The organism is Pseudomonadota bacterium (assembly GCA_030860485.1).
GTDB lineage: Bacteria > Pseudomonadota > Gammaproteobacteria > JACCXJ01 > JACCXJ01 > JACCXJ01.
The window spans coordinates 1-22,296 of sequence record JALZID010000241.1 but is presented as its reverse complement, the minus strand read 5'-3'; the positions used below and the strand labels follow the sequence as shown (position 1 = coordinate 22,296).

General features: G+C 65.4%; 29 protein-coding genes and 1 pseudogene. 7 read left to right on the top strand and 23 right to left on the bottom strand.

Translation table 11 applies throughout. The annotated features are described in order from the left end of the window. Both M3461_14930 and M3461_14925 read right to left on the bottom strand, forming a co-directional pair. Positions 1-151: DUF4372 domain-containing protein (locus M3461_14930; GenBank protein MDQ3775544.1), on the bottom strand; the 151-nt coding region annotated here is incomplete at its 3' end. Between the two features lie 145 nt (positions 152-296). Beyond that, positions 297-1,334, bottom strand: a complete 1,038-nt coding sequence (locus M3461_14925; protein ID MDQ3775543.1) for a DUF3734 domain-containing protein — start codon at positions 1,332-1,334, stop codon at positions 297-299. A gap of 73 nt (positions 1,335-1,407) precedes the next feature. Here M3461_14925 and M3461_14920 point away from each other — a divergent pair. Continuing rightward, positions 1,408-1,608, top strand: a pseudogene (locus M3461_14920) (patatin-like phospholipase family protein). On the opposite strand, the gene M3461_14915 reads toward M3461_14920, so the two are convergent. From M3461_14915 to M3461_14895, 5 genes are all read right to left on the bottom strand, one after another. Continuing rightward, positions 1,524-1,799, bottom strand: coding sequence for a type II toxin-antitoxin system VapC family toxin (locus M3461_14915; protein ID MDQ3775542.1), 276 nt, complete (start codon positions 1,797-1,799; stop codon positions 1,524-1,526). The pseudogene M3461_14920 and the gene M3461_14915 overlap by 85 nt on opposite strands. Before the next feature lie 360 nt (positions 1,800-2,159). Beyond that, positions 2,160-2,324 (bottom strand): hypothetical protein, encoded by a 165-nt coding sequence (locus M3461_14910; protein MDQ3775541.1) that lies wholly within the window; start codon positions 2,322-2,324, stop codon positions 2,160-2,162. A 144-nt stretch (positions 2,325-2,468) separates the two neighbouring features. Continuing rightward, entirely contained in the window at positions 2,469-3,953 is a 1,485-nt protein-coding gene (locus tag M3461_14905; GenBank protein MDQ3775540.1) for an ABC transporter permease subunit, read from the bottom strand. Positions 3,954-3,979: 26 nt separating this feature from the next. Further along, positions 3,980-4,720, bottom strand: a complete 741-nt coding sequence (locus M3461_14900; protein ID MDQ3775539.1) for an ATP-binding cassette domain-containing protein — start codon at positions 4,718-4,720, stop codon at positions 3,980-3,982. Between the two features lie 28 nt (positions 4,721-4,748). Beyond that, entirely contained in the window at positions 4,749-5,606 is an 858-nt protein-coding gene (locus M3461_14895) for a tetratricopeptide repeat protein (GenBank protein ID MDQ3775538.1), read from the bottom strand. Positions 5,607-5,764: 158 nt separating this feature from the next. On the opposite strand from M3461_14895, the gene dapF reads away from it, so the two are divergent. The 4 genes from dapF to M3461_14875 all read left to right on the top strand — a co-directional run bounded on the left by dapF (position 5,765) and on the right by M3461_14875 (position 8,780). Further along, positions 5,765-6,595: a diaminopimelate epimerase gene (gene dapF, locus M3461_14890; protein ID MDQ3775537.1), complete on the top strand. Its 831-nt coding sequence runs from the start codon at positions 5,765-5,767 to the stop codon at positions 6,593-6,595. Further along, a complete protein-coding gene (locus M3461_14885; GenBank protein MDQ3775536.1) occupies positions 6,592-7,332 on the top strand; it encodes a DUF484 family protein in 741 nt (246 codons plus the stop codon). Before dapF ends, M3461_14885 begins: the two co-directional genes overlap by 4 nt. Then, the gene (gene xerC / locus M3461_14880) at positions 7,329-8,270 is read left to right on the top strand and encodes a tyrosine recombinase XerC (protein ID MDQ3775535.1); all 942 of its coding nucleotides are present in this window, start codon (positions 7,329-7,331) and stop codon (positions 8,268-8,270) included. The genes M3461_14885 and xerC overlap by 4 nt, the downstream gene beginning before the upstream one ends. Positions 8,271-8,606: 336 nt before the next feature. Next, positions 8,607-8,780, top strand: a complete 174-nt coding sequence (locus tag M3461_14875) for a hypothetical protein (GenBank protein MDQ3775534.1) — start codon at positions 8,607-8,609, stop codon at positions 8,778-8,780. A 64-nt stretch (positions 8,781-8,844) separates the two neighbouring features. Here the strand turns inward: M3461_14875 and M3461_14870 are convergent, their stop codons facing one another. The 13 genes from M3461_14870 to M3461_14810 all read right to left on the bottom strand — a co-directional run bounded on the left by M3461_14870 (position 8,845) and on the right by M3461_14810 (position 17,494). Next, a complete protein-coding gene (locus M3461_14870) occupies positions 8,845-9,270 on the bottom strand; it encodes a hypothetical protein (GenBank protein MDQ3775533.1) in 426 nt (141 codons plus the stop codon). Positions 9,271-9,497: 227 nt separating this feature from the next. Next, a complete protein-coding gene (locus M3461_14865) occupies positions 9,498-9,863 on the bottom strand; it encodes a TOBE-like domain-containing protein (protein ID MDQ3775532.1) in 366 nt (121 codons plus the stop codon). After that, entirely contained in the window at positions 9,860-10,024 is a 165-nt protein-coding gene (locus M3461_14860) for a hypothetical protein (protein ID MDQ3775531.1), read from the bottom strand. The genes M3461_14865 and M3461_14860 overlap by 4 nt, the downstream gene beginning before the upstream one ends. Positions 10,025-10,067: 43 nt before the next feature. Then, the gene (locus M3461_14855; protein MDQ3775530.1) at positions 10,068-11,198 is read right to left on the bottom strand and encodes a sulfate/molybdate ABC transporter ATP-binding protein; all 1,131 of its coding nucleotides are present in this window, start codon (positions 11,196-11,198) and stop codon (positions 10,068-10,070) included. A 10-nt stretch (positions 11,199-11,208) separates the two neighbouring features. Next, on the bottom strand, positions 11,209-12,114 hold the full coding sequence (cysW, locus tag M3461_14850) for a sulfate ABC transporter permease subunit CysW (protein MDQ3775529.1): 906 nt from the start codon (positions 12,112-12,114) through the stop codon (positions 11,209-11,211). Continuing rightward, positions 12,111-13,004, bottom strand: a complete 894-nt coding sequence (cysT, locus tag M3461_14845; protein ID MDQ3775528.1) for a sulfate ABC transporter permease subunit CysT — start codon at positions 13,002-13,004, stop codon at positions 12,111-12,113. Before cysT ends, cysW begins: the two co-directional genes overlap by 4 nt. Positions 13,005-13,016: 12 nt before the next feature. Further along, positions 13,017-13,274 carry a hypothetical protein gene (locus tag M3461_14840; protein MDQ3775527.1) on the bottom strand — a complete coding sequence of 86 codons (258 nt, stop codon included), beginning with the start codon at positions 13,272-13,274 and terminating at the stop codon, positions 13,017-13,019. 51 nt (positions 13,275-13,325) lie between these two features. Next, positions 13,326-14,252 carry an EAL domain-containing protein gene (locus M3461_14835; protein ID MDQ3775526.1) on the bottom strand — a complete coding sequence of 309 codons (927 nt, stop codon included), beginning with the start codon at positions 14,250-14,252 and terminating at the stop codon, positions 13,326-13,328. Positions 14,253-14,356: 104 nt separating this feature from the next. Further along, positions 14,357-14,572, bottom strand: a complete 216-nt coding sequence (locus tag M3461_14830) for a TOBE domain-containing protein (protein MDQ3775525.1) — start codon at positions 14,570-14,572, stop codon at positions 14,357-14,359. 344 nt (positions 14,573-14,916) lie between these two features. Further along, positions 14,917-15,906 (bottom strand): sulfate ABC transporter substrate-binding protein, encoded by a 990-nt coding sequence (locus tag M3461_14825; GenBank protein MDQ3775524.1) that lies wholly within the window; start codon positions 15,904-15,906, stop codon positions 14,917-14,919. 60 nt (positions 15,907-15,966) lie between these two features. Then, positions 15,967-16,998: an OprO/OprP family phosphate-selective porin gene (locus M3461_14820; protein MDQ3775523.1), complete on the bottom strand. Its 1,032-nt coding sequence runs from the start codon at positions 16,996-16,998 to the stop codon at positions 15,967-15,969. Positions 16,999-17,002: 4 nt separating this feature from the next. Continuing rightward, positions 17,003-17,179, bottom strand: coding sequence for a hypothetical protein (locus M3461_14815; GenBank protein ID MDQ3775522.1), 177 nt, complete (start codon positions 17,177-17,179; stop codon positions 17,003-17,005). 117 nt (positions 17,180-17,296) lie between these two features. Beyond that, on the bottom strand, positions 17,297-17,494 hold the full coding sequence (locus tag M3461_14810) for a YezD family protein (protein MDQ3775521.1): 198 nt from the start codon (positions 17,492-17,494) through the stop codon (positions 17,297-17,299). A 334-nt stretch (positions 17,495-17,828) separates the two neighbouring features. Between M3461_14810 and xseA the strand changes: the two genes are divergently transcribed. Continuing rightward, positions 17,829-19,211: an exodeoxyribonuclease VII large subunit gene (xseA, locus tag M3461_14805; protein MDQ3775520.1), complete on the top strand. Its 1,383-nt coding sequence runs from the start codon at positions 17,829-17,831 to the stop codon at positions 19,209-19,211. A gap of 120 nt (positions 19,212-19,331) precedes the next feature. Here the strand turns inward: xseA and lipA are convergent, their stop codons facing one another. Both lipA and lipB read right to left on the bottom strand, forming a co-directional pair. Next, positions 19,332-20,282, bottom strand: a complete 951-nt coding sequence (gene lipA, locus M3461_14800; protein ID MDQ3775519.1) for a lipoyl synthase — start codon at positions 20,280-20,282, stop codon at positions 19,332-19,334. After that, positions 20,272-20,973 (bottom strand): lipoyl(octanoyl) transferase LipB, encoded by a 702-nt coding sequence (lipB, locus tag M3461_14795; protein MDQ3775518.1) that lies wholly within the window; start codon positions 20,971-20,973, stop codon positions 20,272-20,274. Before lipB ends, lipA begins: the two co-directional genes overlap by 11 nt. A 754-nt stretch (positions 20,974-21,727) precedes the next feature. On the opposite strand from lipB, the gene M3461_14790 reads away from it, so the two are divergent. Then, a complete protein-coding gene (locus tag M3461_14790; GenBank protein ID MDQ3775517.1) occupies positions 21,728-21,931 on the top strand; it encodes a hypothetical protein in 204 nt (67 codons plus the stop codon). A gap of 33 nt (positions 21,932-21,964) precedes the next feature. On the opposite strand, the gene M3461_14785 is transcribed toward M3461_14790, so the two are convergent. Beyond that, positions 21,965-22,296, bottom strand: a 332-nt coding sequence (locus M3461_14785) for a hypothetical protein (GenBank protein ID MDQ3775516.1), incomplete at its 5' end; no start/stop codon positions are given.

Here is a 22,296-nt window from a genome sequence, read left to right as displayed (position 1 = left end):
TCAGTTGTGCGAAGGCCATGCACAGGAACTGGTCGAGACAACTGAAGGTGCGCACGTTGAAATCGCCTCGGTACTTCGCTACCAACCGGCGAAAGGTATGCCACGGTGCGAACTCCATCACCTGGGCCAACACGAGCTTGCCGATATGCATCATCGCCTCCCGGATAAATCCGGGTAGCTTGCCCGAATCGGCGCTCCACGTTCAAATCGTTTACACCCACAAAGTAATGAAAGGCCTTGTCAATACAGGCTTTCCGATCGTTACCTATCAAATCTGTCGGACACTACTGACTGGGTCACTCCCGTCCATCGCGGGCGAGATCGAAGGTGAAGACTCCATCCATAGTATCCGGCCGTTGCAGCACCTTTGGGTGCCTCAGCGTGCGCACGGCATCGTTGTATCCCGCGCGCCAGTGCTCTTCCATGCTGAGGCGAGAAAATTCGTAGTCCTTCGACTGACCCTCGTATCGCTTGGCGCGATAAATGAGATGGATGACGTTGTACACCTTGTGTTCGGCGACGGTGCTCAACAGCCTGGCTTCTTTCGTCTCCCGCAATTCCGGCGGCAGTTTTTCCAACAGATCGGCGATCGTGCAGCGCAGCTTGTTGATGAATTTGACGGCATTCGTGCCGGCGCGGGTGCGGCTGGAAAATTGGATCTCTTTGCGGCGGGTTTCGACTTCCGCCAGGTTGCGCGGGAAGGCGCCGCGCGCGCTCCATAGATCGACTTGAAAAGCGAGCGTGTCCATATGAGGCATGGCATCGACCACCCATTGCAACGGCGTGTTCGAGACCAGTCCGCCGTCCCAGTAGTGTTCGCCCTCGATCTCGATCGGGGGGAATCCCGGCGGCAGGGCGCCGCTCGCCATGACGTGCTCGGGGCCGATATCGTGCGTAGTCGTGTCGAAGAAGACGAAGTTGCCGCTCTGCACGTTGACCGCGCCCATGCTGAGGCGCGTCTCATCGCGATTGATGCGATCGAAATCGACCAAGCGTTCCAGCGTCGTCTTCAGCGCGCCGGTGTCGTAGTAGCTGGTCGCCTCCACACTACCCCAGGGATACACCCAGGGCGATGGCATGCGCGGCGTAAAAAACCCGGGCACGCCGCCTATCGCCACAACCCCCGCACTCCACTGGTTCTCGACATCGCGTACCGCGTCTCCCTTTGGTTGAATGGAAAAAGCCGCATCGCTTAAGCCCCACAGGGGATTCTCCGTGACGCCTTCCCAAAACTCACGCAGCTTCTGCACGCGGTGCTTCGGGGCGTTGCCGGCGTTCGATTTTCTGGAGAGTCTGGCGGAGTTGCCGATTGAGGTCGAGGATTTGAGCCGCACCGAGGTATTCGTGTCGGTTGCGGGCGCTGCCCTTTACCCGTGAACCAGCCACGAGCTCGACAGCCAGACAGCCGTGAGTCTCAAGCAGCCCAAGAGCAAGACCCATCGCGCCCGAGCCCGTCCCCCTTTTGAATGCATTGCACTGGTGTTGCAAGGCGGTGGGTCGCTCGGCGCCTATCAGGGAGGAGTCTATGAGGCGCTCTCGGAAGCCGGACTCCATCCGGATTGGATCGCGGGAATCTCGATCGGCGCCATCAATTCGGCCATCATCGCGTCTTTTGTGATACGGCCCTTACGAACGGCCAGCTCGACGACGTTCACGAGTTCGTAAAGCCATAGGGCGGGAACGAGCGCCGTATCCGTGAGATCGGAGAGACGGTTGAGCAAGGTTTCGGTGAAGTCCGTCGCCTCGTCTGTGAAGCACCAGGCCATCGTCACGGTATTGTCGAGAACGAACCGGCTCAAGGACGGCCTTCATCGATCAGGTCTCTGATCTTCAACTCGCCGAGCGACACGCCCTTGCGCAACTCACGGATACGGGCCGCAGCGGCTTGCGCCTTCTCTTTGTTGAAAGGAGGCTGATTATCTTTTCAAACGCCATGCGGCAAACGCCTCATCGAGGAACTCATCGACGCTTCCGTACCGTCCCGACTTGACGGCATCTTCGACGATTCTGCTGGTGTTCGGGCTTAAGCTCGATGGTCATGGCCGTTGCGCCTCGTTGGCGAAGATACCGGTTTTACCCTTTCCCGGGCGGCGGCGTCAACGTTTTACCTTCCATACGCAGGAGGTTGCGCTTGCCGCGCCGAAGAGGACGCTTTCCGCCTACGCCGAGGACGGGAAGTCTGTAGCCTGTTGCAGGGCGTTCTGCTTCCAGGCACCGACGGGCGGCCCCTCTTCCATAAGGGAACGCATGGATTGGCCTGTGCGCCGGGCATGCTTGCGGACTCGCACGCACAGCGCATCGTCGATTTCCACCGTCGTCTTCACGATGAGATATCGTAGCCATATCGTACGGTACGGGCAAACCATGTCACCCACGCCCTCCGCTCCGGCCGTGCAGGAATGGCCGGGGTCCGGCGGCCCGGGCTGACGATGTCCCATGACGGGCCGAATCGTAACGCACGAGCCCGCTCAATCCTCCGACGTGAGCCTGAGCCCGCGCGGCACCAGGGCGCGCTCGGCGAGATCGAAAAGCCCCTGCACGAGGAGTGCGAGCAGGGCCGCAGGCACCGCGCCCTCGAGCACAAGCCCCACATCGTCGAGGCGGATGCCGGTGAGGATGGGCTGCCCGAGCCCGCCCGCACCGATGAGGGCCCCGAGGGTGGCGGTCCCCACGTTGATCACCGCCGCGCTCTTGATGCCGGCCAGAATCGAGCCCCCTGCCATGGGCAGCTCGACGAGCCGGAGGATCGCCATCGGCGGCAGCCCCAGCGCTTCCGCCGACTCGCGCACGGCGCCGGGGATGCTCGCCAGGCCCGCGTGGGTGTTGCGCACGATGGGGAGCAGGCTATAGAGGAACAACGCCACCGTGGCCGGGATGGCCCCGATCCCGAGGAGCGGGATCATGAAGACCAGGAGCGCGAGCGACGGGATGGTCTGGATCACGCCGACCACGGCGAGCACCGCCTGACCCAGGCGCGGGTGCCGGAAGGCCACGACCCCGAGCGGGACCGCCACCGCGATCGCGAGGGTCAGCGACACGCCGACGAGCTCCAAGTGCTCGGCCGTGTGCCCCAGGATCCGGCCTATCCGTCCTATGTCGGCGGGGGATGCCGCGATCCCGCGCCGGCCGAGAAAGAACGTCGCCGCGGCGCTCTCCGACACACCGCCACCCTGGGCGCGGCCGTTGAGGTCCGCCATCGTCGCGGTGTCGATGGCACCCTCGAGGCGAGCGATGGCCCGGAACGCGGCCGGCCAGCGCCCCGGCGCGTCCGCGCGGTACACCAGGACCGCGTCGTAGCGCGGGAAGTGCCCCAGATCATCGCGCAAGAGGCGCAGCCCGTGCCGGCGGATCTGGGGATCGGTGTTGTAGGCGTCGGTCACGTCGAGGGCCCCCGAGGCGAGTCCCCGGTAAGCGAGGTCGTGCTCCAGCCCGCGCACCTCGCGGTGGGGCAGGCGGTAGCGCTCGCGCAGGCTCGGCCACCCCTCACGCCGGTTCATGAACTCGCTGCTGAAACCGAGGCGCAGCGCCGGGTGCCGCCGGAGATCGGAGATCGAGCGCACGCCGAGCCGGCCGGCAAGCCCTTCGGGCATGGCCAGGGCGTACCCGTTGTCGAAGCCGAGCGGTGCGGACAGCACCAAGCCGCGCGCCGCCAGGCGCTCGCGCAGCCACGTCTCGGACGGCTGCCCGGCGGCGGGCCGCTCGCCGGACAAGATCTCCTCGACGATGGTGCCCGTGTACTCGGGGTAGACGTCGATCTCGCCCGTCTCGAGCGCATTCCACACCAGCCGCGTCCCGCCGAGACCCGCTTGGTGCTCGACCGGGACGCCGGCCGCGCGCACCGCCTGCGCCACGATCTCCCCCAGGATCACGGATTCGGTGAACGACTTCGATCCCACGCGCAGGGCCGACTCGGCGGCGACCCCGTCAGGCCCGCCGACGAGGAAAAGCGCCACGGCGGCGGCGGCGCGGCTCCATCCCGTCACGGGGGCGCACCGTCGAAGCGCCGCTGCGCCCGGATGAAGCGGGTGACGAAGGGATCGGCCGGCGCGTTCAACAGGTCCTCGAGGACTCCCCGCTGAACGATCCGACCGTCACGTAACAATACGATCTCGTGGCCGAAGAAGGCCGCCTCGGCGAGGTCGTGCGTGACCATGACTACGGACTTGCCGAGCGAGCGGAACACCTCCGCGAGATCCTCCTGGAGCTCGGCCCGCACCAGCGGATCGAGGGACCCGAGCGGCTCATCGAGGAGCAGGACCTCCGGGTCGAGCATGAGCGCGCGCATGAGGCCGACGCGCTGTCGCTGCCCGCCGGAGAGCTGTGCCGGGTAGCGCGCCAGGGCCTCGCGGGGGAAGCGGGTCAGGGTTGTGAGGCCATCGAGGCGCCCCCGTATCCGGGCCGCGTCCCAGCCAAGGTAGCGGGCCATGAGGGAAACGTTGCCGGCGGCGGTAAGGTGTGGAAACAGGCCGCCGTCCTGTACCACATAGCCCATCGCCTGGCGCAGCCCGCGGACGTTGTGGGGCGCGAGCTCGACGCTGCGGAAATAGACCGAGCCGGCGTCGGGCCGGAGCAGTCCCAGCATGAGGCGCAGCAGGGTGCTCTTCCCGCAGCCGCTCGGACCGATGAGGACTGTGCTCCGGCCGCGTGCCACCGACAGCGTGGTCGGCGCCAGGACCGAGACCCTGCCGAACGACTTCGAGACCTCACGAAGCTCCAGGATGGTTGCGCCGCTCGGCAACGGGCAGGGCTCAGTAGAGCAGCGAGGAAAGCAACGCGCGGTAGCGTTTGACGACGGGCCCCTCCCCGCCCATGAGCGCGAAGACCTCTAGCATGGCCTTGCGGGCCGCATCGTCTCCATACGCCCGGTCGCGCCGCACCACCTCCAGGAGCTGTTCCAGGGCAGCTTCGAAGGAATGCTCCATGATCAGGCGGGCGGCCAATCGATAGCGTGCCTCGCAGTCGCCAGGGTCAGCGGCGATGGCCTGGCGCAACCGTTCTTCGGGCGGTGCCTGGGCCGCGAGCCGCCCGTACTTGATGCGGGCCCGAAGTGCTGCGATGTCCTCGTCCAGGGCGCGTGCGGCCGGAAGCCCAGCGAGGATCTCGTCGGCCTCGTCGAAGCGTCCGGTCTCGGTGAGCAACCCCGCAAGGTCCGGCGGCAACCGGTCGTTGTCGGGATCGGCGGCCAGGGCCTCGCGCAGCAGAGCCTCGGCGTGCCTGGCCTCCCCGCGCGCCAGGGCTGCTCGAGCAGCCTCTCGCGCGCGATCGGAGGCGCGCTCGATGTGCCGTTCCAGGAGCGCGCGGATCACCCCCTCCGGTTGCGCCCCCAGGAACTCTTCGACGACCGCGCCGTCACGATAGAGCTGGACCAGGGGGATGCTCTGGACTCGATAGGTCCTGGCCAGATCGAGGTTTTCATCGATGTTGACGGCGACCAGCTCCATCCGGCCCGCGTAGTCTCCAGCGATCCTGGCCAAGATCGGGGTGAGCATGCGGCACGGGGCACACCACGGCGCCCAGAAATCCACCATGACCGGCAGCTCACGCGAGCGCTCGATGACGCGGGTAGAAAAATCCGCCTCGTTAACCTCGCCGAAGGGGTCCGACATACGCTTTCCCGATGGGCACCGACTGAGCGGCCTATTGTAATCCTGATCCAACACCGGGCTCGATCAACCACGGGGCGACCGCGGGGCTCGAACCGCAGCGGGTCGTCGACAGGAACCGGCCGCTCGCATTTCAATGATGATCGGCTACCCTAGCGGGCATGCAGGTCGCGTTCACCAAGATGCATGGCCTCGGCAACGACTTCGTGTTGCTGGATGGTTTGGCCCATGCCATCGATATCGATGCCGCAAAGGTGCGCCGGTTGGCCGATCGGCGGCTCGGCGTCGGCTGCGATCAGGTGCTCTTGATCGAGCCGGCGCAAGGTGACGGCGTCGCGGCCCGCTATCGGGTCTTCAATGCCGACGGCGGTGAGGTCGGGCACTGTGGCAACGGCGCGCGCTGCGTGGCCCGTTACCTCAAGGACCGCGGGCACGCGCGGCACGACGCCATCGTCATCGAGGCCCTCGCCGGGCTCGTCCGCTTGGATTGCCGGGAGAACGGATCGGTGCGGGTGGACATGGGTCCGCCGCGCCTCATGCCCGGCGAGGTCCCGATGCTCCTGTCGGCCCCGGCCGAGCTCTATGAGGTCCCGCTCGGGACCGGCAACGTGCGGGTCGCCGCCCTGTCGCTCGGCAACCCGCACGTGGTTCTCCGGGTAGACGCGGTCGCCACCGCGCCGGTCGCGGAGCTCGGGGCCGCCATCGCCACCCATGCGCTCTTCCCCCAGGGGGCCAACGTGGGTTTCATGGAGGTGCTGGATGCCGGGCATATTCAGCTGCGGGTCTTCGAGCGCGGGGTGGGCGAGACCCCGGCGTGCGGGACCGGCGCGTGCGCCGCGGTGGTGGCCGGCCGGCGCCAGGGGCTCTTGGGGCCGGCGGTGGATGTGGCCCTTCCCGGCGGCCACCTATGGATCGAGTGGGCGGGCCAAGGCCAGCCGGTCTACATGACCGGGCCCGCCACGCACGCCTTCGAGGGGCGCATCGAGCTGTGAACGATCGCGACCTCCCGCTGCCCTTGGACGATCCCCTGCCAACCGAGCCTCAGGTGGCCAGTTTCCTGCGCGAGCACCCGGAGTTCCTGACCCGCCACCCGGCCTTGCTCGCCGAGATGAGGGTTCCGCACCTCGCCGGTGGCACCGTGTCGCTCATCGAGCGCCAGGTGGAGGTCTTGCGCGAGCAGCAGCGTTTTCTCGACCAAGGGTACCGCGAGCTGATCCGGATCGCCCGTGACAACGAAGACCTCAAGGGCCGCCTGCATCGGTTGACCTTGAGGCTACTGCGCGTCAGGGGCTTGAAGTCGTTCCTCACCGCACTACGGGAGGGCCTCGCCGACGAGGGCCGGGCCGAGATCAGCGGGCTTTTGGTGTTCGCACGACCCACGCCGGGGCCCCGGGAGGCGATCCGGTCATTCGTGGGGGAGGAAGGCCCCGAGCGCGCGGCGTTCGTCGACCTCCTCCGCGCCGGACAGCCGGTGTGCGGCACGCCGGAAGCGGCGCAAGGGGCGGCCTTGTTCGGTGCAGAGGCCCGGGAGGTGCGCTCGGCGGCCCTGGTGCCGCTCGGCTGCCGCCATTGGACCGGGATACTCGGGGCCGGCAGCCGTGATCCGGACCGCTACCCGGCGGGCCTCGGGGTCGAGTTCCTGGCCCAACTCGGCCAGGTGACGAGCGCCATCCTGGACCCCTACCTGCCAGGCCCCCGCCGGCGGCCCCGTAACCGGGTCGTGCCATGACGGACGACATCGCGCGCTTCCTCGCCGGGATCGGCCAGCGCTCCCCGCATACCGTCTCGGCCTATCGCCGCGATCTCCTGGCACTCGCGAGCCATGCCGCGGAGGCCGGGTTGCGTGACTGGGCGGAGATCGATGCCGGGCACCTCTCCGGGTTCATCGCGACCTGCCACCGCCGCGGCCTCGGCGGCCGCAGCCTGCAGCGCCGCCTGTCGGCGATCCGCGCCTTCTATCGATATCTCGAGGGCGCGGGCCGGGTGGGCAGGAACCCGGCACAGGGGCTGCGCGCACCCAAGGCCCAGAAGCGGCTCCCGGAGGTCCTGGACGTGGACCAGTCGGCACGCCTCATGGCCATCCCGGGGACTGATCCTCTGGCTATCCGCGACCGCGCCCTCCTGGAGCTCATCTACTCCTCGGGGCTGCGGGTCTCGGAGGCCGTAGGGCTCGACCTCGCCGACCTCGACCTGGTCGAGCGCGAGGTGCGGGTGACCGGCAAAGGGAACAAGCGGCGCATCGTCCCGGTGGGACGCTATGCCGTCAAAACGATGCGGTCCTGGCTCCCGGTGCGTGCAGAGTGCACTCGCCCCGAGGAACGCGCGGTCTTCGTCGGCCGGCGCGGCGAGCGGCTCTCGGTTCGCGCGGTGCAGAAGCGCATGTACGAATGGGGGATCCGTCAGGGACTCGACCAACGCGTCCATCCCCATATGCTCCGGCATTCCTTCGCGAGCCATCTCCTCGAGTCCTCGGGCGATCTGCGCGCCGTCCAGGAGCTTCTGGGCCACGCCGACATCGCCACCACCCAGGTCTACACCCACCTCGACTTCCAGCACCTGGCCAAGGTCTACGACGCGACCCACCCGAGGGCCGGCCGAACGCGCGACGCGACTCTCGCGGACCCGCCCGTAGAACAGGCTAACATCCCCCAGAAAATGATAGACTAACTAGCTCGCAGGCCCGGCGGCTCCCAGGCCCGGCGTAGAGCTCGTCCGTGCGCCTTCCGCAACCCACCCCTTCCCCTACCCCCCCATGATGCGCATGACCGACCCGCTCGCGATCCGCGCGCAGGACCTGTGGTGCCGTTTCGTTCGTGCCCCCGGGCCGGGCGGACAGAACGTGAACATAGTCTGTCCTGTTTGCAATAGGGCACTGGAACTCTGTCAGACTTACTCGGCGGTCCCTGCTTATGCAATCCGTTGCATTTCCGAGGGGTAAAAGGGGTTGCGATCTCTTTTGGCGCCCTATAATAGGCACATCCACTAACCTTTGGAGTGCCTATAATGACGCTGATTGAACGTCTGCTCGCAGCCTTGGCCAACCTCGCCACGGTCCTCATGTTTCTGATCCAAGTCGCTCCGCTGCTCCTTCTGTTGCGGGGGGACAGTAGCGTGGTAGGTAAGGCGGCCATCACCGAGCAACCTGATCGAATCTCGGGCACCGGCACGTTACGGTAGGGACACACTCGCCCCGCTCTACTGATCGGGGTCGGTGTATAAAACGGCGGTTCTCTTGGTATCGTTACTGATCGGGGTCGGTGTATAAAACGGCGGTTCTCTTGGTATCGTTGTCAAACACCTCGACCGTGGCGATAACGTCGCCGCACTCGTTAACCTTCGTCGCCGGATTATCGAATTTTCTCACCGACGCCCGGATCTCGGAGCGCTCTAGTAGATTGGGGTCGCCATAGTCCACGGACGCCGCCTTACCGAACCCTAGAAGTCTTTGTTCCTTACGGGTCAATTGCGTACCCTCGCTGTCGAAGAACGTCAACTCAACCAGGCAGGGCGACTCATTAGGGTTACCGATGGCGGTGTTGACCACGTTGAGGCGGGCGGTTTGGCCGACAATGCCCACCATCCCGAAGTGGACAACTGTATCGGCCGCCCATACCGAACCAGCGGTCCCAACAGCCATAAGCACTGCTAACACGCTTGATTGTTTCATACTCTCTACTCCTTTCATCGTTTTGGACACAGTCCATGACGGAAGTATAGAGCACCCGATCGGCTCGTGCTAAACGGTGATGCGAATAAGAAGCATTCTCAACTGCCGGGGGATCAATACGTGAACAAGGTGGCGACCGCCGTCGAATTGGGTTTCGATATGCCCAGCACGCGTAGGCTAATGGGGTAAGCGGCGGCGATCCGGCGATCCACGCCACCCCCCCGCCGTCACTGGGCCAGTGCTATCGGACCTCGGGCTTCGAAAAATACCTGCGGATTGCGCGGCCTGAGATAGACGCGCTCGCCCTTGGCGAGCCGCGCCTCCCCATAACGCTCGCGCGAGAGCTTGACCTCAACGCTCCCGGTGCCGTCCCGGCGCTCCAGCTCGATGCGCGCCACGTCCCCGAGCGGCCGCACGTCGCGGACCACCGCTTCGATGCCACAGCCATTGGGATAGCGATCGACATCGATCTCGTGGGGACGCGCGTAGACCTGGGCCGGGACATCGTCGACGCCGTCGTGATGTTCCAGATCGACCGCGATGTCCCCGATCCAGGCCCGGCCCTCGCGGACCCGCCCGTGGAAGAGGTTCACATCGCCCAGGAAATGATAGACGAAGGGGCTCGCGGGCCCGGCGTAGACCTCGTCGGGGCCCCGAATTGCTGCACGCGGCCTTCGTTCAGGGTGACGATGCGATCGGCGACCTCGAGGGCCTCCTCCTGGTCGTGGGTGACGAACACTGTGGTGACGTGCAACTCGTTGTGCAGGCGCCGGAAGCCTTGTCCGTGACAATCCAGGCTAGGCGCGGGTGCGCGCTTGCGATTCGGCGGCGGTCGGCTCCGGAGCATCCGTAATCGGGTGCGCATGAGCCGCAACGGCTCGCGGGTATACGCAGAACTGCATCATCTTCAGCCGGAGCGTGGCGCCCGCCTGGAACCTGGCTGCGTCGTGATGCAGATGGGGCAACTCGATGCTGACGCCGGTGCCGTTGGATAATACTTCGGCGCTGGCGCGCACGATGGGCCCGGTGCGCTGAACGGCGGTTACGTGCACCTCGATGCCGGGTGTGCCCGGGTCCGCGACGCGCAGATCGCCCGGGCGTACGTAGAGGTCGGCAGGGCCATCGGGATGGATGATGTCGGTCACCAGCGGTTGCTCGGCACCGCGCAGGAAAACCTTGCGTCCGTGCATTTCGGCGTCGAGCACGTTGGTGCCGCCCAGGAAGTCGAAGACGAATGGCGTGCGCGGGTGCTCGTACACCTCGTCCACGGTGCCGACCTGCTCGAGGCACCCACGGTTCATGATCACCACCCGGTCGGCCAATTCCAGCGCCTCTTCCTGGTCGTGGGTGACGAACACGGTCGTGTAACCGGTCCGGTCGTGTAGCTCGCGCAGCCAGCGGCGCAGGTCCTTGCGCACCTTGGCGTCGAGCGCGCCGAACGGTTCGTCCAAGAGCAGAACGCGCGGTTCGATCGCCAAGGCGCGGGCCAGGGCCACCCGCTGTTTCTGGCCGCCGGACAACTGGTGTGGGTAGCGCCGCTCCAGGCCCCCGAGCTGCACCAGGTCCAGCAGCTCGACGGCCTTGCGGCGGATCTGGGCCTCACCGGGCCGCAAGGACCTGGGCCGCACGCGCAGGCCGAAGGCGATATTGTCCAGCACGCTCATGTGCTTGAACAGCGCGTAGTGCTGGAACACGAAACCGACGCGGCGCTCATGCACGGGCTTGAGCCCCATGTTCTCGGCGCCGAACAGAATCTCTCCGTAGTCCGGAAATTCAAGCCCGGCGATGACGCGCAGCAGCGTCGTCTTACCGGACCCGGACGGACCCAGGAGTGCGATCAACTCGCCTGATCGGATGTCGAGATTGACGTCCACCAGCGCGGGGAAGCCGCTGAAGCTTTTGTGGATGTGGCGGATACGAATGTCCATGAGCGCTCCGTTAATGACGATGCGAGGCCGAAAGCTCGGCGCCGTGCCGTGCTTCGAGTAAGGATTTCAGCGCGAGCGTGATCAGGGCCAGCCCGGCCAAGAGCGAGGCTACGGCGAAGGCCGCGGCGAAGTTGTATTCGTTGTAGAGGATTTCCACATGCAGCGGCATGGTATTAGTCTCGCCGCGGATGTGGCCGCTGACCACGGAAACCGCACCGAACTCCCCCATGGCGCGGGCGTTGCACAGCAGCACGCCGTAAAGCAGGCCCCATTTGATGTTCGGCATCGTGACCTGCCAGAAGGCCTGCCAGCCATTCGCGCCCAGCGACAGCGCCGCCTGCTCGTCATCCGTGCCCTGCTCCTGCATCAGCGGAATCAGCTCGCGCGCGATGAAAGGAAAGGTCACGAACATCGTGGCCAGCACAATGCCGGGCACGGCGAAGATAATGTGGATGTCGTGCGCGGCCAGCCAAGGACCGAACCAGCCCTGCGCGCCGAACATCAGCACGTAAATCAGGCCGGAGACCACCGGCGACACCGAAAACGGCAGGTCTATCAGCGTGATGAGGAAGAGTTTGCCGCGGAACTCGAACTTGGTGACGGCCCAGGCCGCGGCCACGCCGAAGACGAGATTCAGCGGCACCGCGATGGCGGCGACGGTGAGGGTGAGCCTGATTGCCGCCAGCGCGTCGGGCGTTTTCAAGGACTCCCAGTACAGCTTGAAGCCGCCGCGCAAGGCCTCCGTAAAAACGCTAACCAGGGGAAGCAGAAGAAACACCATCAGGAAGGCGAGCGCGCCGGCCGTCAGAAGCCAGCGGACCCAAGGCTGCTCGGTGATCACGGCATTGCGCTGTAGCAGCGGCTCGAAGGGGAGCCGGGGCGGATCGAGCAGCGAGTGGTCGATCGGCGGACTCATGCTCCAGCTCCCTGAAGCACAGGATGAGGCAGTGCGGGTTCGACATGGCGCTGGGTCCGGTAGCGGTTGGTCCACGCCTGCAGCGCGTTGATGACCAGCAACAGCGCGAAGGAGATGATCAGCATGGCTGCCGCCACCGCGGTGGCGCCCGCATAACCATACTCCTCCAGCTTGATGACAATGAGCAGTGGCGCGATCTCGGACACATGCGGCAGATTGCCGGCGATGAAGATCACCGATCCGTATTCGCCGACGCCGCGTGCGAAGGCCAGCGCGAAGCCGGTCAAGAGCGCCGGCAGGATGGCCGGAAAAACGACCCGCCTCACCGTCTGCCAGCGCGTTGCGCCGAGCGAGGCGGCAGCTTCCTCCAGCTCCTTCTCGGCGTCCCTCAGCACCGGCTCGACCGTGCGCACCACGAACGGCAGGCCGATGAAGGTCAGCGCGACGACGATGCCGAGCGGCGCGAAGGCCACCTTGATGCCCAGCGGTTCCAGAAACTGGCCGACCCAGCCGTTGCCCGCGTAGAGCGCCGTCAGTGCGATGCCGGCGACCGCGGTCGGCAGCGCGAAGGGCAGATCAATCGTCGCATCGAAGAGCCGCTTGCCCGGAAACTCGTAGCGCACGAATACCCAGGCTACGAGCATGCCGAAGACCAGGTTGATGGCCGCCGCGATCAGCGCCGTTCCGAAGGAAAGCTTCAGCGCCGACAGCACACGAGGCGAGCCGAGAATCGACCAGAGGCCGTCAAGACCGAGCCCGGCCGCTTTGACAAATACCCCAGCGAGCGGGACCAGCACGATCAGGCTGAGGTAGATCATCGTGTAGCCCAGCGTCAGTCCGAACCCTGGGATCGGGGAACGGCTGGGAGATGGGTGCTTGGTTGGTGGCATCGCGGCACTCTCTTATGGCAATGTGAGAACGGCGGGTATCGGCGCATCGCCCAGGGCTGACCAGAGCAGGAGCAGGCCCACGGCCAGTTGCGCCCACGCGATCCAGCGGACGATACGGACGATATGGCGGGTCATTGGAGGGGTCCTATTTTCGCCCTGCACACCGCCTGCGCCGAAATGCGCGGCCTGGATCCATCCGCCGAACTGCTCGTCCGCGGTGACGCGCTGGACCTCCTGAAAGCGCTTCAGGTCGGCCCGGTCCGCGTGCACCAGCCGGTGCTCGGAGGCCAGGGCACGAAAGCCTAATTAGCAAATAACCATTTATGCATAACGTAATAAGACATCGCCCTCCCGAACCAGCCCCGTACCGGGCGCTGTGCGGCTCCCGAATGGAGGACTGCCGTGCACGGGAACGGGGATAGGACCCCTCAGATCAGGGCTCGGCCGTCCGAAGTGACTTCCCGCGGCCACATCCACCCCGTAATCCGTGGCGGCACGAACCTCCGTCGCGGTCTCAAGGCGATGGACAATGACCTTGGCTCCGGATTCGTGGAGAAGAGCGATCAAGGTCATAGCCCGCGCCAACGGGGCGTCCCCGATCGCCAGGCAGGTGCGGTCGAGTCGCACGTAATCCGGTTGCAGCTCCGAGACATGTTCGAGAATATTTTCCCTGTGGACGCCGCAGGTGACGTTCATAGCCACGCAATACCCTCGCCGCCGGTAGTTTCTCAGCGCGGCTTGCATTCGGCGGCAGCCATCGGGGTCCTCCGCGCCCGGCGGATCGACTTGGATCACGATGCGCTCGGGGGTCAAGCCGCAGCGATGCAAGAGACTTTCGAAGTACCCGCCATGATCATGCGGGACCCCCAGGATATGGCGGGCGTGCACATGTAGAAACAAGCAGCCGTCCTCGGTCGCCTGGCGCAGGAAATTGAGCATATGCACCGTGCGGCACAGCCGATCCAAGTATACGATCGCCGCCGCTTCGCGGGTGCTCGCAAAGACCTCGGGCGCCGGTAGCGCCGCGTGGTTCGCACGGATCGCACGCAAATAGGCTTGGTGGCCGACAGCCAGACGCCCGCCGGACGCGATCGCGACGAGCGGCTGAAACACGCTCGTCAGGCGCAGTGGTCCGAAATTCGCCTCGACCGCCCCGTGGCGCGAACGAATCGGGTCCTCGGGCAGATAGCGTACCTCCTGGGTGCGGATCCGGTCATTGAAATAATCGACGAGTTGGCTTACCGGCACGGTTGTTCTCCTATCTCGATGATCAAAACCGGTGCGTTTCCCCCTCCCCTCGCGGACCGGCGCGAGCGGAGGGGGATAACGCTGGACGACCAATGAACCGAGCTTTAAAGCTTCGCCAGGGCGACCTCCGTCGACTTCACGAGGGCCAGCACCGCGGAGCCGATCTTGAGATCGAGTTCGGTCAGGGATCGCGAGGTGACGACCGAGGTCACGATCCCCGCGGAGGTCTCGACATCGACCTCCGAGAGCACCGGCCCCGGCACGATCTCCTTGACAAAACCCCGGAACTGATTGCGTACATTGATAGCCTTGATGGTCATGTGACGTTCCTCTCGTTGCGTTAGAAGACCCCGGTCCCGTGCGGCCGAGGAAGGGCGGAGGCGGAGCAAGCACGGCCGCCTTCAGCCGACTGCGTCGTCGGTGACGCCATCCGGTGATCCAACCCTAGGTGACCCAGAGCCAATCGGCACCGCTCGTGGCACGCGCCGGATCCTGCACCACCGGCGGACCAGGCTGACGTTCACGGGCATCGGCCCTTTGGATCGCGCCTATCCGCCGGAGGGACCACACGAAAATACTTACATTGATGCCAACGATGAAACCCCAGAGAAACCCGAACATATTCACCTCCGAATAGGGAGTGGATTGACTTAGGGGGATTGCCTTATCGACCAGTCGTGTAGATCTGGTCGAACACCCCGCCATCGGCGAAGTGGACCTGATTGGTTTTTTTCCAATCGCCCACTATTTCCGCCAGCGTAAACAGCGTCAGCTTCGGGAACTGGGAGGCGTATTTGGCCGCGATCTCCGCATCCACCGGCCGGTAGAAGTGCTTGGCGACGATCTCCTGGCCTTCCTTGGTGTAGAGATACTCAAGATAGGCGCGCGCGGCCTCGATCGTGCCGTGCTTGTCCGCGACCTTTTCGACCACGGCGACCGTAGGCTCGGCCAGTATGCTGCTTGGCGGCACGACGATGTCGAACTTATCCGGGCCTAGCTCCCTGCCGCTCATGAGGATCTCGTTCTCCCAATTAATGAGCACATCTCCGATGCCACGTAAGACAAAGCTGGTGGTCGCGCCGCGCGCCGCGGTATCGAGCACCGGCACGTTCTTATAGAGCTCGGCGATAAAATCTTTGGCCTTGGCTTCGTCACGATTCGATTTCAGCAAGGCATAACCCCAGGCGCCGAGGTAGTTCCAGCGGGCGGCTCCGGAGGTCTTGGGATTCGGTGTGATCACCGAGACGCCGGGCTTAACGAGGTCGTCCCAGTTCTTAATCCCCTTGGGGTTGCCCTTGCGCACCAGAAACACGATGGTGGAGGTGTAGGGAGAACTCGATCCCGGCAAATCGGATTGCCAGTTTTTGCGGATGAAGCCCGATTTCTCGGCGATGGCATCGATGTCGTAGGCTAGCGCCAGGGTCACCACGTCCGCCTCGAGACCGTCGATGACGGCGCGTGCCTGCTTACCCGATCCGCCATGCGACTGCTGCACGGTCACGGTATCGCCGGTCTTTTCCTGCCAGTGTTTCGCGAACGCAGCGTTGTACTCCTGGTACAGCTCGCGCGTCGGATCGTACGAGACATTGAGCAGCGTCACCTCCGCGGCCCAGCCCATGATCGGGTTGACGAGCGACAGCACCACGGTCAGCATCGTCAAGCCCAGCAAGACTTCTTTCGTGAACATAGATCCTCTCCTTTGCAGGTAGGCGGGTTAAAAGTAGAGCTGTAACCGACCGAGAACGACTTTCTCGTCTTCGCGGTCACGCGGTGACTCGGCCGTGCCGCCCCCACCGCCCTCGAATTCGGGTTGCTCGTAGTCGAAGGCCAGCTTGATGTTTTGGTTGAGATACCAGGCCGCTATCCGCCAAGCATCGTGACTGAGATCGTCGGAACGGGTCACACCGTCGATGTCGCGCGCGACATCCTGGGCGACGTTGACGTATTCCCACAGGAGCCCGAAGGGACCGTAAGAGTAATAATATCCCTGCGGAGAAAGCCTGAGCCACTCGCCGTTGGAGAAGGTCGTACCGCGATAGGCGAAGAAGCGCTGCTGCCCCGAGGTCCGGTAGTTGGGCAGATTGGGCGAGTCGACGTTGCCGCCGGTATCCACATAACTGGCGGCGAAACCAATCCCGAGGCCCTGCAAGGGCACGATGCTCGTGTTCAGGAAGGGATGGGCAAAGATGCGCCCCGCGAAATCCTTGTCGACGTTGTTGTCGATGTCGCCGATGTCTTTGCTCGAACGGCCATCGTTGACCCCGTTCAGCCCGGCCAGCGAATAACTGAAGACCCCTCCGCCGAGCTCGCCGTGCAACTCCCCGCCGATATCACGGTTCGGGACCAGGTTATTAGGCAGCGCCCGCTCGACGAAACGGATGGCGGAGCCCGATTGCAGACGCTCGATGCCGAACGGCGTCTTGAACTTTCCGGCCTTGATCTGCAACCAGGGCAGGAAGCGCGCGTCGACGTAGGCGTCCTGGATGACCGTCCTGCCGCCCGCGAAGTCCGGCATGAACCGGAAATCGAAGTTGTTGAAGACAGTGCCCTCGATGAATGGGCGCGCGCGCCGCAAGGTGAAGGTGTCGTCGCCGGTCGGATCGTCGCTGTCGAAGAACCAGCGCGAATCGGCATGCAGGAGCGCGCGCAGCTTGAGCTGGAAGGCTCCGTCGGTGGACTTCAGCGCAAACCCATCCGCCCCCGCCGAGACCGTGGCCGTCTGCTTGGCCTTGTCGGCGGTGTGCACCTCTTCAGACAGCCTCCTGCTGGCGCTCCAAGGTGCGGACCTTGAGATCGAGCTCGTCGAGGCGCCTTTGCACGGCCGGTGGGATCGCTTCCCCGGCCATGGCCGGGACCGCGAAGCCCCCTATGATCGCACCTGCTATCGTCGCGCCCAGCACGGGCAGCGTGACCCCAGAGTTTCTCATTACGATGATCTCCTTCTTTTATGAGAACCTCCGGTGGTCCGGTCAGCTCCGTTGTCGACTCCAGTTCTATGCCTCCAGTCGACTGGGGCGGAGTCGTTATCTGTCCCCTCGCCTTTTCTATCGCCCTTTCGACGATGCGGGTGTTTCGAAACGCAATTTTTCCTTGCGCTCGATCTGGACGATGCGCCCGTCGTGCACCGTGATCTCCACGGAACCGAACCGCAGTTGTCTTACGACATCAAGGAGCGACTCGATCCAAGTCGGTCGGTCCCGCTCGAACAGGGCTTCGGAGTGATCGAGCTTCGTGGTCGCCATGCCATGCCTCCTGATGTCGCGATGCGGCCACTATAGCGGAGCGAATCGATGCTTTGAAAGAATATATAGCTATGATATTATGTAATATAGGAATATAGAGATACGTCCATGCCGTGCGCCTGAACCATGGGGGGGCCCGCGAGGTGCTGAGTGGAACCGAGCCCGGGAAACCGGGTGTGCAGGACCGTGCGGCCGAGACCCCTGTCGGGGTGCTGCCCGGTCTCGCCGTACGCTGGGATGCGCTCGCCGGCCGCCTGCCCGGGCGCGACCCATACCGCCCGCCTTACAACCGCGCCGTCCTGCTTCGGCGCGGGTTCTACCGTATGATGTGCCCATGCAGGGTGTCCTTCCCATTGCCCGGCCTTTCCGGGACATCTACACCGTCACGCGCCTGAACCACGAGGCCCGCGCCATCCTGGAAGAGGGCTTCCCGCCGCTCTGGGTCGAGGGTGAGATCTCCAACCTGGCCCGGCCGGCCTCGGGGCACCTCTACTTCTCCCTCAAGGACGCGCAATGCCAGGTGCGCTGCGCCCTCTTCCGTTCCCGCAATGCGGCCTTCACTTTCGATCCTGTGAACGGGATGCAGGTGCTGGCGCGCGCCCAGGTCAGCCTCTACGAGGGACGGGGCGACTTTCAGCTCATCGTCGAGCACCTGGAGCCCGCCGGCGAGGGCCGCCTGCGGCTGGCACTCGAAGCGCTGAAACGGCGGCTGGCAGCGGAGGGCCTCTTCAATGAGGAGCACAAAATCCCCCTCCCCGCCTTGCCCCGTGCGGTCGGCATCATCACCACTCCGAGCGGGGCGGCGATCCGCGATGTGCTCTCGATCCTGAAACGCCGCTTCCCGGCCCTGCCGGTGGTGGTCTACCCGGTGCCGGTGCAGGGCGCCGGAGCGGCCGCGGCGATCGCCCGCGCCCTGTTCGTGGCCGATCGGCGCAAAGACTGCGATGTCCTGATCCTGGCTCGGGGCGGGGGCTCGCTCGAGGACCTCTGGGCCTTCAACGAAGAGGCCGTGGCGCGGGCGATCTACGCCTCTGAGCTGCCGGTGGTGACCGGGATCGGGCACCAGATCGATTTCACCATCGCCGATCTGGTGGCCGATCGCCGCGCCGCCACGCCCTCGGCCGCGGCCGAGTTGGTGAGCCCGGATCGGCAAGGATTGTTGACCCAGCAGAGCAACCTCGAAACGCGGCTCCTGCGCGCGCTCCTATCGCGGGTAAAGCGCGGGCAAGCAGCACTCGAGTGGCTCTCCAAACGTCTCGTGCACCCGCGCCGGCGGCTCATGGACCAGAGCCAGCGCGTCGACGAACTATGGCTTCGGCTCGCGCGGGCTGCCCATAGCGCACGCACGCTGAAGATGGCCAAGCTCACGGAACAGACGGCCCGTCTCCTGCGCCATGACCCGCAACAGGCGCTGGCTTTGCGCCACGGCATCTGCCGCCACCAGGAGGCCCGGCTCACCCGAGCGATCGCGCAACGACTGGCGGTTCACAGGGAACGGCTCGCGAAGCTCGGTGCCACCCTGAACGCGATGAGCCCGCTCTCAACACTCGCGCGCGGCTACGCCATCGTCACGACCGCTGCGACGGGCCAGGTGGTCCGCGACGCGGCCGTGCTAAGCCCTGGCGATCCGGTCACGGCGCGCTTCGCACGCGGCGAGGCCGACTGCGAGGTGCTGCGTACCCGAGGGGATCTCACGGGTGCCGAAGTCGCCCCGTGAGCGACACCGAGGCGGCACGTCTGATTGAGCTCGTGGGCGCCGAGCGGGCCTCGCTGTTCTATGTCCGGACCCCGGTCGAGTTCGGCGTGACCCCGGGGCGGCGGCTTAGGCCCTCCGGCCTCATTCCACGGGCTCGCCGCGCGCCTGCAAGTCGGCGTGATAGGAAGACCGCACCAGCGGGCCGCTGGCGACGCGCAGGAAACCAAGGCCGCGGGCATGGTCGCCGAGCTCCCGGAACTCGGCTGGCGTGACGAAGCGCTCGACCGGGAGGTGATAGCGGCTCGGCTGTAGATACTGGCCGACGGTCAGCATCTCGCAATCGTGCTCGCGAAGGTCGTGCAGCACCGCGCGGACCTCGTCGAGATCCTCACCGAGCCCCAGCATGAGCCCGGATTTGGTCGGGACCTCCGGTTGCAGAGCCTTGAAACGCTTGAGGAGCAGTAGCGAGCCCCGGTAATCCGCCCCCGGCCGCACCCGGCGGTAGAGCCTGGGTACGGTCTCGAGGTTGTGGTTGAAGACATCGGGTGGTGCCTCGCGGAGCCGTTCCAGGGCGATCCCCACGCGTTTGCGGAAATCCGGCACCAACACCTCAACCTTGAGGCCGGGCAGGCGCGCGCGCAGCGCCCGGATGCAGGCGGCGAAGTGGCCGGCGCCACCGTCCGGCAGATCGTCGCGATCGACCGAGGTGATGACCGCATAGGAAAGGCCCATGCCCGCCACGGCCTCGGCGAGATGCCTAGGCTCTTCGGGGTCGGGCGGCGCAGGCCGGCCATGGGTCACGTCGCAAAACGGACAGCGGCGCGTGCACAAATCGCCCAGGATCATAAAGGTCGCGGTGCCGTGTGAAAAGCACTCCCCGAGGTTCGGGCAAGCGGCCTCCTCACACACCGTGTGCAGGCGCTTTTCACGCAACAACGCCTTGAGCGCCAGGACCTTGGGATCGGTCGGGGCCTGCGCCCGGATCCAGGGCGGCTTCCTCGGCAAGATGCCCGTGCTCGGCGGGAGCTTCTGCGGCGCCGTCTTCGCGCGCCCGCGGTCCAGGTGCGGCCGCACGGTGGTTTCAGGCGGCATGGCGGGCCGCCCGGGCTTCCGGGTGCGCGTATCCGAGGTGATCCAGGAGGGGACGCACGATGCGAGATTTGATGTCCGCGATCCCTGCGGCCACCCCCAGGTCGCGAAGCCGGGTCACGCAGAGCCCGGCGTAGCCACAGGGATCGATGCCGGCGTAGGGCGAGAGATCCATGTCTACATTGAGCGCGAGCCCGTGATAGCTGCAAGCGCGCCGCACGCGCAGTCCGAGCGCGGCGAGCTTTGCATCCCCGGCATACACGCCCGGTGCGCCGGCCCGCCGCTCGGCCTTCACTCCAAAGCCGGCACAGAGGTCGATGACCGCTTGCTCCAAGACATACACCAGCCGCCTGAGACCCAGGCCACGGCGTGCGAGATCGACCAGCACATAGACCACGAGTTGCCCGGGCCCATGGTAGGTGACCTGCCCGCCGCGGTCGCTCCGCAACACGGGGATAGTACCGGGGTCGAGCACATGGATCGGCTTGCCGTTCAAGCCCAGGGTATAGATCGGGAGGTGATCGAGGAGCCAGACCTCGTCCACGGTGGTCGGCCCGCGCGCCGCCGTGAACCGGCGCATGGCCTCCCAGGCCTCGGCATAGGCCACGGTCCCGAGATCTCGCACCCGCACGTCGTCTCGATGCGATGCGGCCTCCGGCAAATGGCCCGGCAGCGTCACCCGTTGCGCCCGCATCGCCCTATAGCGTCATCATGATGCACTCGTGACCGTTGAGCTCCCCGTAGAGGCGTCGAGCTGCCCTGGCTCATCGCCTCGATGGTCACGGTGACCGCCACATAGCCCCCGCCGGTCGAAGCCGGCTCTTGACTGCCGCTTCACCGAGCCCCAGCGAGTGCCAGCGCACGATCCGAAGATCATGGTCGAAGCCCTCCTCTGCCGGGCCCATGCATGGCCTTGATCGGGAAGCTACACGGGAAGCACAGGCCAGGCTCGCCGCCCGGGCTCATCGGCCATTTCTCCTCACAGACCGGCTGCCATTATAGGCGGAAGACCGCGGCGGTGTTCCGGCATCGACCTCGACACTATCGAACGGCTATATAGACATGGCGGACCCGCGGACCGGTGCGTGGGCGCGCTGCCGCGAGACATCGCCGGCCCCGCCGATCCGGCACCGCGACCGCGTTCGACACCGACACCTAGCGGGCAACCGGCGCTCGGTAGGCAGCGTTCTTGCCTTAAGCATTGCCGCGATGCGACACCCAGCCGGCCCCCGGGCGTTTCCCAGGAGCGGATGACAGTGATCGCCAGTGACATAGTTCACAGACCACCGGCCACGCGATCGCTTAGAGTGGCCGGCATAGAGAGGGGCGCCGGGCAGGAATTGCACCCGACCGGCGTTTCCAGGAAATCTAAGGACACAAACCCAGCGTATAGCGTATATCGCTCGGTATTTAATCCCAGGTAGGGTAAAGCAATAGGTAAAATGACTATGAACACGGCCACATGGGGCAATCTCCCCAACGATCTGGAGCTTGCCAGGGTATTGCAACACCGTTACGGTGACGGGACGGTCTATCTGCCACGGGCCGGCGCCAGGCCCCTTTTGCGTTTTTGTATGCAGCTCGGCCTCGTCAGCGACGAGGGGTTCATCACGCGGAAAGGCCGCGAGCTGCTCGCCCGCTGCGGCTTGTAGCCGTCCTTGCACGCCATGCGGGCCGCCCCCGGTTCACCACACGGGCGTGCATCCCCCCGTGATGTTCAGGACCCCCGGCACGTTACGCGCCGCCCGCAGGCCAACATCGCGAGCCCCAGCGCCAGAGCGCCAGCTTCTCCAAGGTGACAGGCCCCCATTGCTCTTGCTTATCGTTTCCGGTGACCACCGGGTGCTCCCATAGGGACGACCACCGGCAGGTGGGGTCCGGAGGTTGGTGGTCGGTAGGTCGAACTCGGGCACATCCGATGCCTCCGCAACGCCTTCGCCGGAGGCGCCGCCCTTTGCTACTAGGCGGATCGGGCGGCGTCCTGTGTCGGCCCGCCCGGGGCCAATGACCTTGCCCC